At 44.0% G+C, this 17,267-nt stretch carries 12 protein-coding genes and 1 riboswitch; of the genes, 1 reads left to right on the top strand and 11 read right to left on the bottom strand.

All coding sequences use genetic code 11. The features are described 5' to 3' along the window. The 10 genes from G589_RS0103610 to G589_RS0103655 all read right to left on the bottom strand — a co-directional run bounded on the left by G589_RS0103610 (position 1) and on the right by G589_RS0103655 (position 14,882). Positions 1-975: a GDSL-type esterase/lipase family protein gene (locus tag G589_RS0103610; RefSeq protein ID WP_026521139.1), complete on the bottom strand. Its 975-nt coding sequence runs from the start codon at positions 973-975 to the stop codon at positions 1-3. A gap of 110 nt (positions 976-1,085) precedes the next feature. Then, positions 1,086-2,402, bottom strand: coding sequence for a group II intron reverse transcriptase/maturase (gene ltrA / locus G589_RS0103615; RefSeq protein WP_035775267.1), 1,317 nt, complete (start codon positions 2,400-2,402; stop codon positions 1,086-1,088). A gap of 574 nt (positions 2,403-2,976) precedes the next feature. Further along, positions 2,977-4,338 carry an MBOAT family O-acyltransferase gene (locus tag G589_RS0103620; RefSeq protein WP_026521141.1) on the bottom strand — a complete coding sequence of 454 codons (1,362 nt, stop codon included), beginning with the start codon at positions 4,336-4,338 and terminating at the stop codon, positions 2,977-2,979. Then, complete coding sequence (locus tag G589_RS18790; RefSeq protein WP_051192161.1) at positions 4,331-5,686, bottom strand: tetratricopeptide repeat protein; 1,356 nt, start codon at positions 5,684-5,686, stop codon at positions 4,331-4,333. Before G589_RS18790 ends, G589_RS0103620 begins: the two co-directional genes overlap by 8 nt. Further along, positions 5,686-5,853, bottom strand: coding sequence for a hypothetical protein (locus G589_RS22070; protein WP_035775269.1), 168 nt, complete (start codon positions 5,851-5,853; stop codon positions 5,686-5,688). Before G589_RS22070 ends, G589_RS18790 begins: the two co-directional genes overlap by 1 nt. Positions 5,854-5,878: 25 nt before the next feature. Further along, positions 5,879-7,258: a bifunctional folylpolyglutamate synthase/dihydrofolate synthase gene (locus G589_RS0103635; protein WP_081668920.1), complete on the bottom strand. Its 1,380-nt coding sequence runs from the start codon at positions 7,256-7,258 to the stop codon at positions 5,879-5,881. Positions 7,259-7,279: 21 nt separating this feature from the next. After that, complete coding sequence (locus G589_RS0103640; protein ID WP_026521143.1) at positions 7,280-9,952, bottom strand: valine--tRNA ligase; 2,673 nt, start codon at positions 9,950-9,952, stop codon at positions 7,280-7,282. A gap of 36 nt (positions 9,953-9,988) precedes the next feature. Next, positions 9,989-11,626, bottom strand: coding sequence for a tetratricopeptide repeat-containing diguanylate cyclase (locus G589_RS0103645; RefSeq protein WP_026521144.1), 1,638 nt, complete (start codon positions 11,624-11,626; stop codon positions 9,989-9,991). 441 nt (positions 11,627-12,067) lie between these two features. Then, positions 12,068-14,563, bottom strand: coding sequence for an ATP-dependent DNA helicase (locus G589_RS0103650; RefSeq protein WP_026521145.1), 2,496 nt, complete (start codon positions 14,561-14,563; stop codon positions 12,068-12,070). Between the two features lie 85 nt (positions 14,564-14,648). After that, positions 14,649-14,882 carry an HPr family phosphocarrier protein gene (locus G589_RS0103655; RefSeq protein ID WP_022769733.1) on the bottom strand — a complete coding sequence of 78 codons (234 nt, stop codon included), beginning with the start codon at positions 14,880-14,882 and terminating at the stop codon, positions 14,649-14,651. A gap of 246 nt (positions 14,883-15,128) precedes the next feature. Between G589_RS0103655 and asnA the strand changes: the two genes are divergently transcribed. Then, positions 15,129-16,139 (top strand): aspartate--ammonia ligase, encoded by a 1,011-nt coding sequence (asnA, locus tag G589_RS0103660; RefSeq protein ID WP_026521146.1) that lies wholly within the window; start codon positions 15,129-15,131, stop codon positions 16,137-16,139. 179 nt (positions 16,140-16,318) lie between these two features. On the opposite strand, the gene thiT is transcribed toward asnA, so the two are convergent. Beyond that, the gene (gene thiT, locus G589_RS0103665) at positions 16,319-17,020 is read right to left on the bottom strand and encodes an energy-coupled thiamine transporter ThiT (RefSeq protein ID WP_026521147.1); all 702 of its coding nucleotides are present in this window, start codon (positions 17,018-17,020) and stop codon (positions 16,319-16,321) included. A 97-nt stretch (positions 17,021-17,117) separates the two neighbouring features. Next, a riboswitch (TPP riboswitch) is annotated at positions 17,118-17,222 on the bottom strand. Between the last annotated feature and the right edge of the window lie 45 nt (positions 17,223-17,267).

Here is a 17,267-nt window from a genome sequence, read left to right on the forward strand (position 1 = left end):
TCACCTCACTATAGCATTATGAAGTAAAAACTCATGCCATCTTTCATAAGATGATGCTTTTAGGTGAACATCATCTGAAGAAAGCGTTGAATCAAGGTTTCCTTCCCCATCATCCACGGACTCGTTCATATCTATGAAGAAGATGGTCTTATTGTCCGCAAGTTCCGCAAGTGATGCGTTTCTTGAATTGATCTTCTCATTGTTGAAGTTCTTGTCGACGTTACTCTTAGCCGCCGTAACGTGCATAATGCCCTGAATATAGATTATTGCATCCGGCTGAAGCTCTCTGATCTTGTTTATAACCTCCGCATAGGCATTCTTGAAATACTCGTTGTCACCGGTACCTATCTCGTTAAGTCCCAGCATTATGTATACCTTGCCATACTGATTCTCTGTAAGCGCCTGTTCAAGGCCCATCTTGCCATCATCAGTCTTGATGTACTCCTTTTTGAACACATCATAGATGGTCAGGGATACTTTGGCATAGAAGGTTGCACGGGTATCAAGGGGCTCACAGTACTCAGAGAGTCCAACGGTCCTGGAATCGCCTATAAATACTGCATCTGTGAAGTAATCATCGTCAACCTCTGTAAACTCATAGGTAATATCCTCAGAATTTCCCGAAACATCGTTACCTGAAATATCATTTCCTGAGATGTCATTTCCGGAGATATCAACAACCTCTAAAGGTTCTTCGCTTCCTTCCGGTTCACTCTCCTCTTCAGTAAGCTCTTTTCCCTCATCAGGATCCTGTGTATCCTCAGGTAAAAGAGATTCCTCCTGCGCGCTACTCCACGGGAAAATCTCGTCTGTCGCACCCTTAAGCGCCAGAGCCATAAGAGGTATATCACCGGACTCGTACTTATCGGCATATCCGGCATATATAGTGTCCTTGAAAATCAGCGACACTATCGATAATGCAATTGTAATGACCACAATCCCCACAAGGATCGGGCATTTCTTCAGGATCTTCAAATCATTTGCCTTTCACTTAAGTAGATATGGGGATTACTCCCCCATACCCCTCTTCAGAACCGTACGTGCGCTATTAACGCATACGGCTCCTCGCATTTTCTTCCTCCACATTACCGATAATACAGACTCACACAAGTGCGTGGTTCGGCAAGTGGAAATGTTCTCAGTAAGCCATTGAAGAAAGTCTCATGATTATAGCTTCTCTTTTGGCTACGTCTGTTCAGATATTTAAATAGATACCATATAGTTTGTCTGAGAAACCTTTTGCATTCAACAATGTTGTCACTAACACCATAGTACTGGTAGTGCCCGCGAAGTTTCTCATTGATTTTACCAAACAACCATTCCAAGGGCATGTGATTATGGCAACGTATCCATTCCTTCATCGCCCTTATCTTACCGCGAAGCTTCTTCCTGCAGGTTTTCACTTTACACCGAAAGAAGGTTCTCTGCGTGTTCATGCTGCAATAGAAAGTAAATCCAAGAAAGTCGAATGTCTCTGGCTTTCCCATTCCACGCTCTGCCCGCTTTCTTGCCGCATATCTGCCAAATTCAAGAATCTTTGTCTTTTCTTCTGCAAGCGACAATCCATACTTTTCAAAGCGCTTCCTTAGTGCCTTAACAAACCATTCAGCATCATTTGGATACTGAAAACAGCATATGAAGTCATCAGCATATCTTACCATATAGCATTCTCCATGGCTCTGCCTCCGCATTACCACGTCAAACCAGTTATCAAGCACATAGTGTAGGAAGATATTCGCAAGCACAGGACTTGCTCCATTACCCTGCGGGGTTCCTTCAATCGTGTCAGAGTAGATACCGTCATCCATGAAACCTGCGTCAAGAAATCTCTTTATTATATCAAGAAATCTCTTATCAGCTATATCATGTTCCAGCATCTTCATCAGCCACTCATGGGAAACATGGTCAAAGAAACCTTTTATATCAGCTTCCACAATCCAACTTGTCTTATGAAGCTGTATATCCTTCACTACCTCTCTGACTGCCATATGACAGCTTCTGTTTGGTCTGAATCCATAGCTGGAATCATAAAACTTCGGTTCATAGACCATAGTAAGTATTTCAGCAATAACTGCTTCCACAAGCTTGTCTTCATAGCTTGATATGCCAAGCGGTCTCATTTTGCCTTTGCCATCCTTGGGGATGTAAACCCTTTTGGATGGTTGCGGTTTGTACGCACCTCTTTTCATGCGGTCAACAAGACTTGTCAGGTTCTGTTCCAGATTTGCACCATATTCGTCCTTAGTAACTTTATCGACTCCTACTGCTTTCTTACCATTCATTCTTTTGTGAACTGCTCTAAGAGTGTCCACGTTGATGTATGAGGCAAGATTCTGAACTCGTCTGTCCGTCCTGTCTGCCTTATCGATATTGCGTTGTATCTCAGCTAATTCAGCCATCATGTTGTTCAGCTCTCCATTGTCTGCATGAGTGCCTCCTTAACTGAGGCGAAATGCGTGTGTTCCTTCCCTCTGACCGCTTTCACAGTCCTCAACGGTACTATGAACACATCGGACTTCCTACCATCCGTTGAAACGTCTTGAGCTCTTTCTGCTCTTGATTTTGTCTACCCCTCCACCTTCCGATGTGAGGAGATGGTAGGATCTCAACTGTTCCGCTTATATACTTATCATTGACCTCGCCAACTCCTAATGACCGGGGGATGCCATCTTTCACTTGCTAGTATCGCTCAGATGATGTTGCCTGCTACCTTCTAAAAGGCATCGGCCATTTCCGACACATTAATTTCTATTTCCCGGCTCAATAAGTTCACTTGCGTTTCGGCTCTGTCACTCCCTGCATTACGCTTAGTCCTTATGTTACCAGTTCAGACCCAAATGCTCGGTACGGGTGGATAGCCAGTCCTTACCCGATAGGCTTAACCTACTGTATATAAAGCAGCTTCTCAACAAGCACGGCGCCCCGTGCTCGCTGAGGAAAATCATCCGCTGCGCGGCTGATTTTCTCAGCTCGCACTCAGAACTTAAAATACATAAACGGATTGCCTGCTGCCCCTGCGAGGCTGTAAACACATGCCCAAAACAGGATTATCCACACGATGTTAAATATCCATCTGTTCCTGCGATTTACCCAAAAGTCATAGACCTTCGGAATCAGAAGAAGGAGTGATGGAAGCAGAACAGTCCAGTAAATACCGATATTTTTCATAAAGTCGCCCTGGTTTACCGCTATTCCCGAACCAGTAAAGGGAAACAGCCTTGAAAAGTATATTCCAAGCATCTCGAAATCAGATATGGCGAACACTACCCAGGTAAGCGGAATGAGAATAAGCACATTCACTCTGCCAACAAACTTTGAAAGAGGCGCAGGAAATTTCTTAAGCACAAAGAGCCTCTCGCAGATGATAAGAAAGCACAGTGAAAGTCCCCAAATGATAAAGTTTAAGGTTATTCCGTGCCAAAAGCCTGTAACGAGCCAGACAACCAGAAGATTAAAGATTGTCCTTACTTCTCCCTTTCTGCTGCCGCCCAGAGGAATGTAGATATAATCCCTGAACCAGGAGCCAAGGGTTGCATGCCATCTTCTGTAGAATTCTGATACACTGCCGCTTCCGTAAGGATGGTCAAAGTTTGTGATAAAGGGAAATCCGATCATGACACCGATTCCGGCTGCCATCAGGGAATATCCCCAGAAGTCAAAGTAGAGCTCAAGTGAATAGGTAACGGCTCCAAGCCAGGCAAGAGGCGTTGAAATACTCTCATAGCCTATGGTTCCGATATCCTTCCAGAGCATGGCCAGGTGGTCGGCCAGAAGAACCTTCATTGCAAGACCTGCCACAAAGAAGCGAAGTCCGTCCTCTATGGACTCTGCTATCTGACTTAAGGATGTCTTTTCCCTAAGGGCAGTATTCTCCAGATACTTGTCAAACCTCATGATGGGGCCCGATACCACCTGCGGGAACATGCAAAAATAAGCCGCAACATCGACAAATGATGCGTCTTTTTCTACTTTGCCCCTATATACATCCATCTGATAGCTGATCATTTTGAAGATGTAGAAACTGATGCCAATCGGCAAAAGAGACTTGTCCACATACTGACCAAGAATCTTGAATTCTATGAGCATTCCTGCGTCTATTGCAAGGACGAAGAATAAAAGAGACTTACTCTTTTCTCCAAACTGTGCCTTGGCAAAGAGGAAGTTTACTACTACTGCCGCTAAAAGGGCAGGGAACATCCTTAGGTCTCCCACCGCATAAAACAAAAGACTCCCAAAAAGAAGAGTCCATGTTCTAAATCTAACCGGTGTAAGATAAAAAGCCACCAAAAATACAGGTAAAAACCTGAATATAAAATTAAGGTCAGAAAAATTAACCATTTGAGTTGTTTATCTCCGCAAGCTTAGTTTCAGCTGCTGCAGCGCTCTTTGTGTCCGGGAAATTGGTAACCACAGCATCAAAGACCTCTTTGGCCTTATCAATATCACCACTGTCATTGTAAGCATTTCCCAGATAATACAATGTGTTGACGTTAGTATTGTCGTACTGATAAGCCTTTGAAAGGTTGGCAATTGCCGTCTCGTAGTCCTCACTCTTGTAGGCTTCATAGCCGGTATTGTAATAGGACTTGGCAAGCTGAGGTCCAACCTGTGACATCAGATAATCGTAAAGTGAAGTAAATTCCGAAGACACATCTGAACTGATGACATCAAGGTCAATGCTGGCAAGAGCTTCTGCCATGCCCTCGTAGTCCTGTGAGTCCTCCATGTAGATGTTTACTGCCTTCATAAGTGAATTCATGGCTGCAGATGTTGAATCCACACCTTCATATTCTGTAACGGTAGCTCCGAGCTTGTCGATCTCTTCCTGAAGAGATGCGATCTGCTGCTCATAAGCTACTATCTGTGCCGATTTTGAATCTGACTCCTCGCTGATCTGAGCAATCTTTTCCTGATTCTTGGTATTGATGCTCTGGATACGCTGAGGAAGTATGAGGAAGCATGCAACTGCAACTCCCAGTACTATTCCAAGAAGGATTCCCCAGATGGAATTACTTCTTGCGATAGCAGACTTCTTGACAGGCTGAATGATCATCTCATTGCCGCTGTTGTATCTGATCACTTCATCATTCTCAGAGGAAGCAACGTCAGATACGAGCTTGCCACTCTCACCCGGAAGCAGCATTGAATCAGCTTCCTTGAGGTAACGCTTGGCCATGAGATTGCCTGTATCGAGCTTAAGTGCTTTTTGAGACTCGATCTTGGCTCTGTCAAAATTGCCGTTCTTTAGGTATAAAAGCGCAAGCAAAAGATGCGCTTTAATAAATCCGGGATTTAATGAAAGCACCTTCTTAAGCTGGATCACTGCAAGATCAAGGCTGCCCTGATTGCAGTAGTTGAGCGCTATATTAAATTTCTTGATGGTCTGATTGATATTATCGAACTGACCGGGATTACTTCTGACCATGTCCATGTAGCTGTCGGCCAGGTTATCCTCAGGCTGAAGGTTCTTGCTGATTACCCACTCGGAAAGGGCAGGTACAGCCTCACCGGTCTCATAGTAGACAAGACCTAAAAGGTTTCTTGCATCAATGTTGTTCTTATTGAGCTTAAGACTCTGGCGAAGTGACTCCACAGCTCCTGTCATATCTCTTACTGTGGCCTTTTCAAGTCCCTCGTTGTAATATCGGTTAGACAAGCTTTCGAGCTTTTTCTTGGTGGTTGCCATTATTGCTTAGACCTCTTTGCAGTATCTGCTTCTACTTTTGCCTCTTTCAGGAGCTTGACCAAAACATCGGACATATCATCAATATCCTGGTTGTAGATTATCTCCTCTGCATCCTCAATCTCGAGGCTGGGTCTGAACTTTTTAAGCTCTTCGTCAAAATTTAGCATTCCTTTTCCCTCTAAAAATACAAAATCAAATGACTGACTTTATCTGCCCTGCCAGGTAAAGTGAACCTGCGGCAAATACATAGTCACCGGATTTTCTCATAGCTATTACATCCGTTACAGCATCCCTCACGTTGCTGTAATACTTGATGGGCAGGCCGATTATGCCAAGCTCATCCTTGCAGTCCTCAAAGGCTATCTTGAGGTCCGATGTGGATACCGTCCTGCTAGTTTCAAGTGTTGCCACATATATGGAATCAAAAAGACCTCTTTTTAGGATCTCGTATATGATATCCTTGTACTGTTTGTCGCCTACGATGCCAAAAAGCAGCATCTTGCGGCCGTCACAGCCAATATCCTCAACGCTGTCGAGGAAAGCCTCGATTCCGTCAAGATTGTGAGCTCCGTCCACATATATACCGGGTCTCATCTCTTCCATCCTGCAATCCCACTTGGAAGTAAGAAGCCCCTCCCTGATGTCCAGTTCGGAAATATTTGCTCCCTTATCTCTTAGCACCTCTAAGCAGGTAACAGCTACAGCTGCGTTCTGAGCCTGATATTTAGCCTCTGTGGAGAGCTTTAAATCAGCATATTTATCATAAAGGGAATTATATGAAAAAGCAATGTATTTGTTACCGCTCTCATCCCTTGTGATATCTATGTTTTCAATGTTTTTTGCTTCTACTGCGATAGCTCTTGAATCAAGTTCTAAGGCTTTACTTTTGATTACGCCGGTGCTCTCAGGTCTTTTGTCAAAAAAGACTACGGGAACTCCGCGCTTTATGATACCTGCCTTCTCAGCAGCGATCTCCTCGATGGTTGTGCCCAGATACTGCATGTGATCGTATCCTATCTCGGTTATGACTGTAAGAATAGGATTCTCCACAGCATTTGTGGCATCAAGCCTTCCCCCAAGTCCCGTCTCAAGTATGAGATAGTCAACGGGGTAAACGTCATAAAGTATCACTGCCATAAAGAAAAGGAATTCAAAGTAGGTGGGGAAATACCCATCCTTGTCAAACTCCATGATCCTTCGCAGAGTTTCAATAAAGACTTCCACAAAGACACCCTCTGAAATGGGCTTACCATCAATGGCAAAACGCTCATTGACAGCCACCAGGTGGGGAGAAGTAAACATTCCGACGGTATAATCCGCTTTGGTCAGCACGGAAGAGAGGTAATTACATACCGATCCCTTTCCGTTGGTTCCCGCAACGTGGATGATCTGAATGTTCTTCTCCGGATTTCCCAAATACTCAAGGAAACTCTTGGTGTCTTCTATGGTGTGCTTATCGCTAAAGCTCGGAATCTGATTTAAAAATCTGTCACACTCTGAAATTGTAATCTTGGCGTTGTTATCGGCTCTCTCAAGGAGCTCTCCGACCTGCGCCAGTAGCAAATCGTCCATATGTAACCTACTTGCCGCCAATCACTTTGAAAGCTGAGCAAGTCTTTCTGTTATCTGATCGTATGTCTGCTGATATTTCTGCTGTTTCTCTTTCTCCTCAGCGATTTTCTCAGCAGGAGCCTTAGAGAGGAACTTCTCATTGCTGAGCATATTCTGGGATCTCTTAAGCTCACCTTCGAGCTTTTTCTGCTCCTTGGTAAGGCGCTCTATTTCTGCAGAGATATCTACAAGATCCGAGAAAGGAATATATACAGTAGCATCTGCAAGTACTACAGATACTGCGTCATCAGCGATTCCATCCTTGCCGGACTGGCAAACAGACTCTGATGCATAGGCAAGTGCCTCGAAGAACAGCTTACCTGTTGTAAAGATATCAAGAACTTCCTTGTTATCACTAACAACAAATACCTTGGCCTTTCTTGAAGGAGCTACGTTCATCTGTGTACGTACGTTACGGATTCCGCGAACTGCCTCCTTTATGGTCTCGATAGCCTTCTCATCAGCAGCAAAATTCCACTCATCCTTATATACAGGCCAGTCTGAAACCATGATGGACTCTTCCTCGTCCTGAAGAGTACAGAAGATTTCCTCTGTAACGAATGGCATGTATGGGTGAAGAAGTTTAAGTGCATTTATAAGTACGGTCTGAAGTGTCCAAAGAGCTGCTTCATGAGACGCCTCGTTGTCTGAGTTGTAAAGACGAGGCTTAACCATCTCAATGTACCAGTCGCAGAACTCATCCCAGATAAAGTCATAAACCTTCTGAACTGCGATACCCAGCTCGAACTTCTCCATGTTCTCGGTAACCTCTTTTACAGCCTTGTTGAGCTTAGAGAGAATCCAGTGATCAACAGGTTCAAGACCTGCAGGCATTGGCTGGTGAATAGCAGAAGGAGCATCTTCCTTCATGTTCATCATGATAAATCTGGAAGCATTCCAAACCTTGTTTGCAAAGTTACGACTGTTCTCTACTCTCTCGTTATAGAAACGCATGTCGTTACCCGGTGCATTACCTGTAACGATGGTAAGACGGAGTGCATCTGCGCCGTAGTTATCAATAACCTCAAGAGGATCAATACCGTTTCCAAGGGATTTACTCATCTTTCTTCCCTGGGAATCCCTGATAAGACCGTGGAAAAGAACTGTCTTAAATGGGTAGGTTCCCATATGCTCGTAGCTTGAGAAGATCATTCTGATAACCCAGAAGAAAATGATATCGTAGCCTGTTACAAGTACGTCTGTAGGGAAGAAGTACTTAAGGTCCTCAGTCTCATGAGGCCATCCAAGAGTCTCGAAAGGCCAGAGTGCTGATGAGAACCATGTATCAAGAGTATCGGGATCCTGGGTAAAGTGCTCGCATCCGCACTTAGGACAAACCTTAGGTGCCTCTTTTGATACAATAACTTCTCCGCACTTATCGCAGTAGTATGCAGGGATTCTGTGTCCCCACCAGAGCTGTCTTGAAATACACCAGTCTCTGATATTATCTGTCCAGTTGTAGTAGATCTTGTCCATTCTCGGAGGAATAAGCTTGATCTCGCCCTCTTTAACTGCCTTTACAGCAGGCTTAATAAGCTCATCCATCTTTACGAACCACTGAGCCTTGATCATAGGCTCTACTGTGGTGTGGCAACGATCGTGAGTTCCAACGTTGTGAGAATAGTCCTCGATTTTAACAAGAAGGCCCATCTCATCAAGCTCTTTTACAATTGCATCTCTGCACTCATAACGGTCCATGCCCTCAAACTTGCCACCGTTTGCATTGATCGTGGCATCGTCGTTAAGGACGTTGATCTCAGGAAGGTTATGGCGCTTTCCAACCTCAAAGTCGTTAGGGTCGTGAGCAGGAGTGATCTTAACTACACCTGTTCCGAACTCCATATCTACATAAGAGTCCTCAACAATAGGAAGCTCTCTGTTAACTATAGGAAGAAGAACCTTCTTACCCTTGAAATCTTTGTATCTGTCATCCTCGGGATTAACTGCAACAGCAGTATCACCAAGCATTGTCTCAGGTCTTGTGGTTGCAAACTCGATAAACTTGGTTGTGGAAACTGATCCGTCATCCTCGATAAGAGGGTACTTGATGTGCCAAAGATGTCCGGCCTGCTCTTCGTACTCAACCTCTGCATCGGAAATTGAAGTCTTACATATAGGACACCAGTTTACGATTCTGCTTCCTTTATATATGTAGCCTTTCTCATGCATCTTAACGAAGACTTCGGTAACTGCCTCATTGCAGCCCTCGTCCATGGTAAAGCGCTCTCTGTCCCAGTCGCAGGAAGAGCCGAGCTTTTTGAGCTGTGATACGATGGTTCCGCCGTACTCTTTCTTCCACTCCCATGCCTTCTCAAGGAATTTCTCTCTGCCGAGCTCTCTCTTGTCGATGCCCTGCTTCTTGAGCTCGTTAGTGATACGAACCTCAGTAGCAATGCTGGCATGGTCTGTTCCCGGCTGCCAGAGTGCGTTGTAGCCCTGCATTCTCTTCCATCTTATAAGAATGTCCTGCAAAGTCTGGTCGAAGGCGTGGCCCATGTGGAGCTTACCTGTGATATTTGGCGGTGGAATTACGATGGTAAAAGGCTTTTTAGTCTTATCTACCTCAGCGTGGAAATATTTCTTTTCCTCCCATTTCTGATAGAGGCGATCCTCTATTTCCCTGGGATTATAGGTTTTTTCGAGTTCTTTCTTCATTATATTCTCCTCATCTATGGTAAAAAATAATAATAATCAGCTGTGCTGTGCTTCGTCAAGTGACTTCTGAGAAATTATTGCCTTATGGAGCAGCACTACCTCTCCCTTCTTGTGTTCCTTGACATCATACAGCGCGTTGTCGGCAGCATACATGTAATCCCAAAGCTTGTTGGTCTCGCTAGGTACCGAGTTCCTTATGCCTTGGGAGATGGTGACGACAGGTCCGGACGGATAGCGTCTGCTGTCAAACTTAAGAGATGCCACCTGGTCACGAAGGGATGTGGCACATTCCATTATCTCTTCGTCATTCATATTTTCATATATCAAAACAAACTCATCGCCGCCGTATCTGTAAGCATGTACAGACTTTCTCACGGTGCAGAGGTTGCTTATGACCTCGGATATCTTCTTAAGACACAGATCACCCACCTGATGACCATAGGTATCATTGTATAGCTTGAAGTTGTCCACGTCCAGAATTTCCACAGCCAGTGAATACTGACCTGCGTAGGCTTCCTCAAATGCCTTATCTGCGTACTTGTTAAGTCCGTATCTGTTGCCAAGGCCTGTAAGCGGATCGGTTTCAGCCTGCTTGATCAGCATGATATTTTCTTTTTCTATGGAAGAGAGTCTGTTCCTTATATTCATAAAGAACTTGTAGTTGACGATACTCTCTTTTTCCTGCTCGAGGGATGCGTTGTAATAGTCCAAAAGAGCCTGATTCTTCTCTTTAGTCTCTTTCATCTTCTCGTAAAACTCTATTCTGAGCTTGGCATGCCCTTTTGCAAGGTTTGGAATATTGAGCTCTTTAAGGCTTCGCTCCGAGTTTTTTATTATCCTCTTGACCTCTCCGTATCTGCCCACTTTCATAAAGAATCTGCAGACCACGTAAATGTCTTCCATGCTGTCAAGCGGGAACTTGTTGTTCTGGAGCTGGTAAGAGAGCATATCTGAGTACTTCTCGTAGAGTTCCATCTCACCAAGATAGTGATATCCGCGCATCTTGATATCAAGTACCGGAAGATCCTGAAACAGATCAAGGTTCACGCCATCGGCCTGTTCAAGCTGTTCTATGCCCTGGAGGCACTTTTCAACAGAGTCTTTCTTGTCCAGAATGATGTAACAGTCTGCCTGGAAGCAGTAACAGTAAAGAAGGTTTCTGTAATAGAGACTGTCCTTCTTGTTCTTGCGAATATCTCTGTAAGCAGAGCGGATATAACCAAGCGCCTGCTTGATCTCTCCGTTGTCGTAATAGATCTGTCCAATGTTGAACTTAAGAAAGCCGGGAATACTGCTGTTCTTGTCGATGGCCTCACAATACTTAAGACCGCTCAGGAAGAAATCAAGAGCAAGCTCAGGATTTCCGTGATTGAGCGCATCAATACCAAGGAGGTTGTAGCATCTTGCCAGATGCTCATTGTCTCCGCAGGTCTGAAGGTATTCGATTGCCTTGAGAAGATTGGTATTGAACTTACGATAGTCAGTACTTAAAAGATAATAGGCGTCAGCCACATAATAGTAGCTGTAGCCCAGAAGATTTATATTATCAATTTCCTTGGCACGTTTGAGAAGCTTGTTGCATGCACCTATAAGGTTACCTGACATTTTGGCTCTTTCGGAAAGCATCTCTTCATTAAGAAGAACTACATCCTGACCATAGTCCTGTATCTTCATACCCTGCTCCTCCTTCTTACGACATATTAGAATTTATTTTACAACAACTCTTTAGCACTATCAAGAAAGTTATTTTCATTACGAAAGTGCCCATAAATACTGGGTTTCAGCGCTTTTATTGACACCTATGTCATTATTTTGATTGGTTTACATATATGCATTGACTATATTAGTCATACACCTGATTTATGCCCCAGGTCGGGGTTATTTTATCAGCCGATTTAGAATGCCTATTTATGCGGTATTTTGAAAACTATTCTCACAATAATCCCCAATTTCCACAGAGTTATCCACATGACCCTAGTGTCATTTATCTATGTCTTTTGTATCATTTATCTGATAATTTAGTGTATTTTCTCACACTTTGAAACAAAAGGGCCAAAATTATGGTTTACATAAATTTATTGATTTCTGATTTATGTAAACTTAATTTCCGATTTTTTATGATTTTGGAGTTTTTTGAGGGCCCAAATCGCCTTCAAACCCGCTCCAGAAGCGGGAAATCTCATTATTGACTGAAGTGGTCGAAACCATCTTATATCCTCTCCATTCTCTTGGAAAAAGAGCCTTATAAGTAGCCTGAAGGAACCTGTCATCAAGCAGTGCAACAACGCCAACGTCCTCGCTGGTCCTTATTACTCTTCCAGCTGCCTGAAGGACCTTATTCATTCCCGGATATTTGTAGGCGTAGTCAAAGCCATCAAGGCCTTTCTGATCAAAGTAATTTCTTATGACTTCTCTCTCATTGCATACCATGGGGATTCCCGTGCCCACAACTATAACGCCTATGAGGCTGTCATACTTAAGATCGATCCCCTCACTGAAGATTCCGCCCATCACACAAAAGCCAAGGACGTTTTTATCCTCTACGATCTCCATGTCCATGTGGATTATCTCTGACAGATCAAGGCTGTTGCCCTCAGAAAACCTTCCCAGGAAGTCTTCTCTTGCTTCCTCGGTCATATAGCTCTTTTGCACAAGGAGATCAGTCGAATCGGGATCATAGAAATTATCCTCGTAAGCGATATAAACCTCCTCAAGGAACTGATGCGAGGGGAAGAATATCAGATAGTTTCCGCTTCTGGCACTGACAACGCTGTGGATGTAATTAGCAACTTTGTAATACATATCGTCGCTTCTCTTGGAATATCTGCTTGTCACATCTGAGCCGATGAATATTCCAAGTCTTGCAGGGTCAAAGATGGACTTGGCATATATCTCAAAGTCCTTGTCATCCCCGCCAAGAAGCCCCTTGTAATACTGAATGGGCAGAAGTGTTGCGGAAAAGAGTATCGAGGATACGCCTCTGCTCATGCAGGCAGAGAGATTCCTTGACGGATCTATGCACGCAAGTCTAAGCAGAAAGCTTCCGTCCTCTGCGTATTCTCCGTAGATTGTATAGTGGTCGTCCAAAAGGTCATATATGGTAAGAAATCTCGATATGTCAAAGTAAAACTGCAGTATTTCATCCCTGAAGGGCCCTTCCGAGTGGTCTTCAAGGTATTCGTTCATTACTGCGGAGAGTCTGTCCAAAGGCTGAATAAATCTTTCGATTGAACCATATACCTTCATCTCGTCGCACTCTCTTTTCAGTTCCAAAAGAGCGCTGTTACACTTGGTCAGGGCTGATACGATTCTTGGATGATAGTCCTTTATCGCATTCTTGAGTTCCAAAAAGCTCTCTTTTCGAAGAACAGCGCTGTACATCTCCCTGCCCCTCTCAAGGAGATTGTGGGTCTCATCCACCAAAAAGACATAGTCGTGCCTTATTCCGTCAGCAAAAAAGCGCCTTAAGTATACAAAAGGATCGAAGACGTAGTTGTAGTCGCAGATTATGGCATCGCTCCAAAGACTCATGTCCAGAGACATCTCAAAGGGACATACTTCATGCTTTTTGGCATACTCTGTGACGGTGTCTCTGTCGAAGTTATCCTCATGTGTTAGCATATCAAATATGGCGTCGTTGATGCGGTCATAGTGCCCTTTGGCATAGGGGCATGCCACGGGATTACAATTCCTTGTAGTTTCATCGATAAAGCAGATCTTATCTCTTGCTGTTATAGTCACGGTCTTGAACTTAAGCCCCTGAGATGAGCGCATGATGTTAAAGGCCTCTTCGGCCACAGTTCTTGTTATGGTCTTGGCTGTAAGGTAAAAGATCTTGGAGACCTTCCCCTCCCCCATGGCCTTTACCGTGGGAAATACGGTGGAAATGGTCTTACCTGTGCCTGTAGGCGCCTCCAAAAACAGCTTTTTCTTGTGGACAATGGTTCTGTATACCGCTGCTGCAAGGTCTTTTTGCCCTTCTCTGTAAGTAAACGGGAAGTTTACAGCCTTTATGGACATGGTGCGATCATATCCCCAATCACACTCAAAATCTGCCCATTTCCTGTACATCTCGATAAGATCAAAGAACCACTGCGTTATCTCGGCATAGGTAAAGGTGAAGTCAAAGAACTTTTTCTCCTCTGTGTCCATGTTGCAATAAGTCATCCTGACGTCAACTTCCGGATAGTGACGGTCAAGAAGATACATGGCTGCATAGCACTTGGCCTGAGCCAAATGCACCGATACAGGCTCTTTCATCTTGGCAAGTTCCCTGTAGGTACCCTTTATCTCGTCGATCATCGGCGCATAGCGCTCTGTAGGCAAAAAAGAACTCTGCCCCATCTCCAGTGCGCTTACAGGCTGATCCATATATCTGTCCAGGATTCCGTCAGCACGACCTTCCACGATCAGATCATACTTTTCATAGCTCTTTTTATATAAAAGAGGTTCCTCGGCGTGGTAATCAGGTCCCATGCTCTTCTGGATCATACGGTGGATCCTTCCGCCTTCCTGCATGGCATCTGCACTTGCCTGATGTATTCTATTGTCTATGTCACCGGACCTCAGGATAAATTCCACGAGGCCTCTGACTGATATTCTGATTTCCATAAAAAAGCTCCCTATGGTATTTCACTCAAAGATTATACCATAGAGAGCCTCCTCCTATTTCCCTATTTAACTAATGCAAGCCTTATCAAACAGCCATGGCGTTAAGAAATGTCTCGAAGTTCTTGTTGTAACCTCTGTACTCCACTGTAAGAGGCTGTGTAAGATCAAGACCAAATACGCCCAGGATTGACTTAGCGTCAACAACATATCTGTTGTAGTAGATGTCCACATCAAAATCACACTTCGTTGCAGCATCCACAAAATCCTTAACCTGTGCAGGCTTAAGCATAATGTGCTTTTTAATCAATTCTCCTAACATAAAACATCACTCCTTACTACCATAAAACATAAAACAATCTCTAAGCTTCGGAATCGTTTTCGAGCTTCATCATATATTATATTTTTGAGATTGTTTTGTAAATAGATGTCTGTGACCATTCTGTGAATTGTTTTTGAAAAAAATGTTGTTGAAAAACAGAACCCCGAATTCAACTTTTTCTTGCATTAATACGCTAAAAGTTATTAAATTGTAGGAAGAAATTAAAATTTGAAGAGGAATAATAAGATGGAAAACCTTAAGATCCCAAAGAACTACAAATCAGCTCTTGATCTTCACGACACACAGGTTGGAATCAAGACCGTCAAGGACTTTTTTCAGGGAATGCTTGCAACAAGGCTCAATCTTCAGCGTGTAACAGCGCCCCTGTTCGTAACTCCCGAGTCAGGACTTAACGACAATCTTAATGGCGTTGAGCGCCCTGTAGCCTTTGATATTCTCAATGAGAATGAGCGTCCGGCTGAGATCGTGCACTCTCTTGCAAAATGGAAGAGATATGCTCTCAAGAAATACGGATTTAATGTTGGCGAAGGTCTCTACACAGATATGAACGCTGTAAGACGCGATGAGATCCCTGACAATATCCACTCAATCTTCGTTGACCAGTGGGACTGGGAAAAGGTTATAAATAAAGAGGACAGAAACCTTGATTTCCTCAAGGAAACAGTCAAGAACGTTTACAAGGTTCTCAGAAAGACCGAGAAGTTCATGTCCATTCAGTATGACTACATCGAGGAGATTCTTCCTGAGGATATCTTCTTTATCACAACCCAGGAGCTTGAGGACATGTTCCCTGACAACACACCCAAGGAGCGTGAGTACTTCATTTCCAAAGCCAAGGGTGCTGTATGCATAATGCAGATCGGTGATGAGCTTGCTTCAGGTGAGAAGCACGACGGAAGAGCTCCGGACTATGACGACTGGGCACTTAATGCCGACATCATCGTTTACTACCCTGTTCTTGACATTGCTCTTGAGCTTTCAAGTATGGGAATCAGAGTTGACGAGGAGTCACTTAAGAGCCAGCTTGAGAAGGCAGGATGCACCGAGAGAGCACAGCTTCCTTTCCAGAAAGCCATTTTGGACAAAGAGCTGCCTTACACCATCGGCGGTGGAATCGGCCAGTCAAGAATTTGTATGTTCTTCTTAAGAAAAGCTCATATCGGAGAGGTTCAGTGCTCTATCTGGCCTGAGGATATGGTTGAAGAAGCTACCAGGAACGGAATTCAGATACTGTAAGATAATAAAAGCCCGGCACTTTCGATGTGCCGGGCTTTTTTATGTCAGGGAGTGAGTCAGTGGGGAGTCAGTGGGGACGGTTCTCTTTGACTCCCTTTTGCTTAGGTGTTCTATACCTTTTGATTATCAAAAAAAGGGAGTCAAAGAGAACCGTCCCCACTGACTCCCCACTGAATTCCTTATACTGCCTGAGCAGTTTTTACTACGCCCTTCTCAAGAGCCTCATTTTTAATTCTGTTAAGAGCAACTCTTACTGCAGGAATAAAGAGAACTACTATTGTGAGAACTGCCTCGGCTGCAAGGTAGCTTCCGTTGTAAGCTACTGAATAGCCAATCGGTGACATCCCCTCAGGTGTATAGTCTGCAAAGAATACAACTCCTGAGAGCACTGCAAATACGAATCTTCCAAATACACCAACCAGATATCCCTTGTACATTCCAAACTTAGTGTTGTGGAAGAATCCTGCAAGACCGAGAGCTGTGAAAGCAAGCACATAGTCGCACAGAAGCTGTGGAACACTGATGATGTAAGGATCAACGATCATCTGAAGAAGTCCGTAAGCAAATGCTGAAGCAAGGCTTACCCTGGGTCCGTAGAGATATCCGATATATGTGATAAAGAACATGCTGAATACTGTAACTGATCCGCCCATAGGAAGCTTAAAGAGCTTAACGTTTGACAATACAAATGCAAGGGCAAGGCAAAGAGCTGATACTGTAAGCTGCTTAACGCTGAGCTTTCCTTTACCATCGGCATTTACAAAGTAGCTGATACCCAAAAACGCAAGGATTGCAAGAACCACTACCAGGACATATCCGCCTGATGTGATGTTGTAAGATGTGTAGCCGTCTTCAACGACCTTTTCAAGAAATAAACTCATAAAAAAATCCTCCCTTTATATGACCGTTATCTTGGGAGGTTTCCTGACGTTGATATTCCATAAACACTAAAAGCACAGTATAATGTACTCTGACGTCTATGAGTTATCGTTGCTTCCCTACGCCGGTATTATCCGGGTCAGGTGATAAGGGTTAGTCGTGCATTACACGAGCACTCTCAGCATAGCTCCCCTAGCGGTTTATTTTTAATTCAAGTCAATTAAACTATTATGCCCAAGGATTGTCAAT

The organism is Butyrivibrio sp. VCB2001 (genome assembly GCF_000423965.1).
Classification (GTDB): domain Bacteria; phylum Bacillota; class Clostridia; order Lachnospirales; family Lachnospiraceae; genus Butyrivibrio.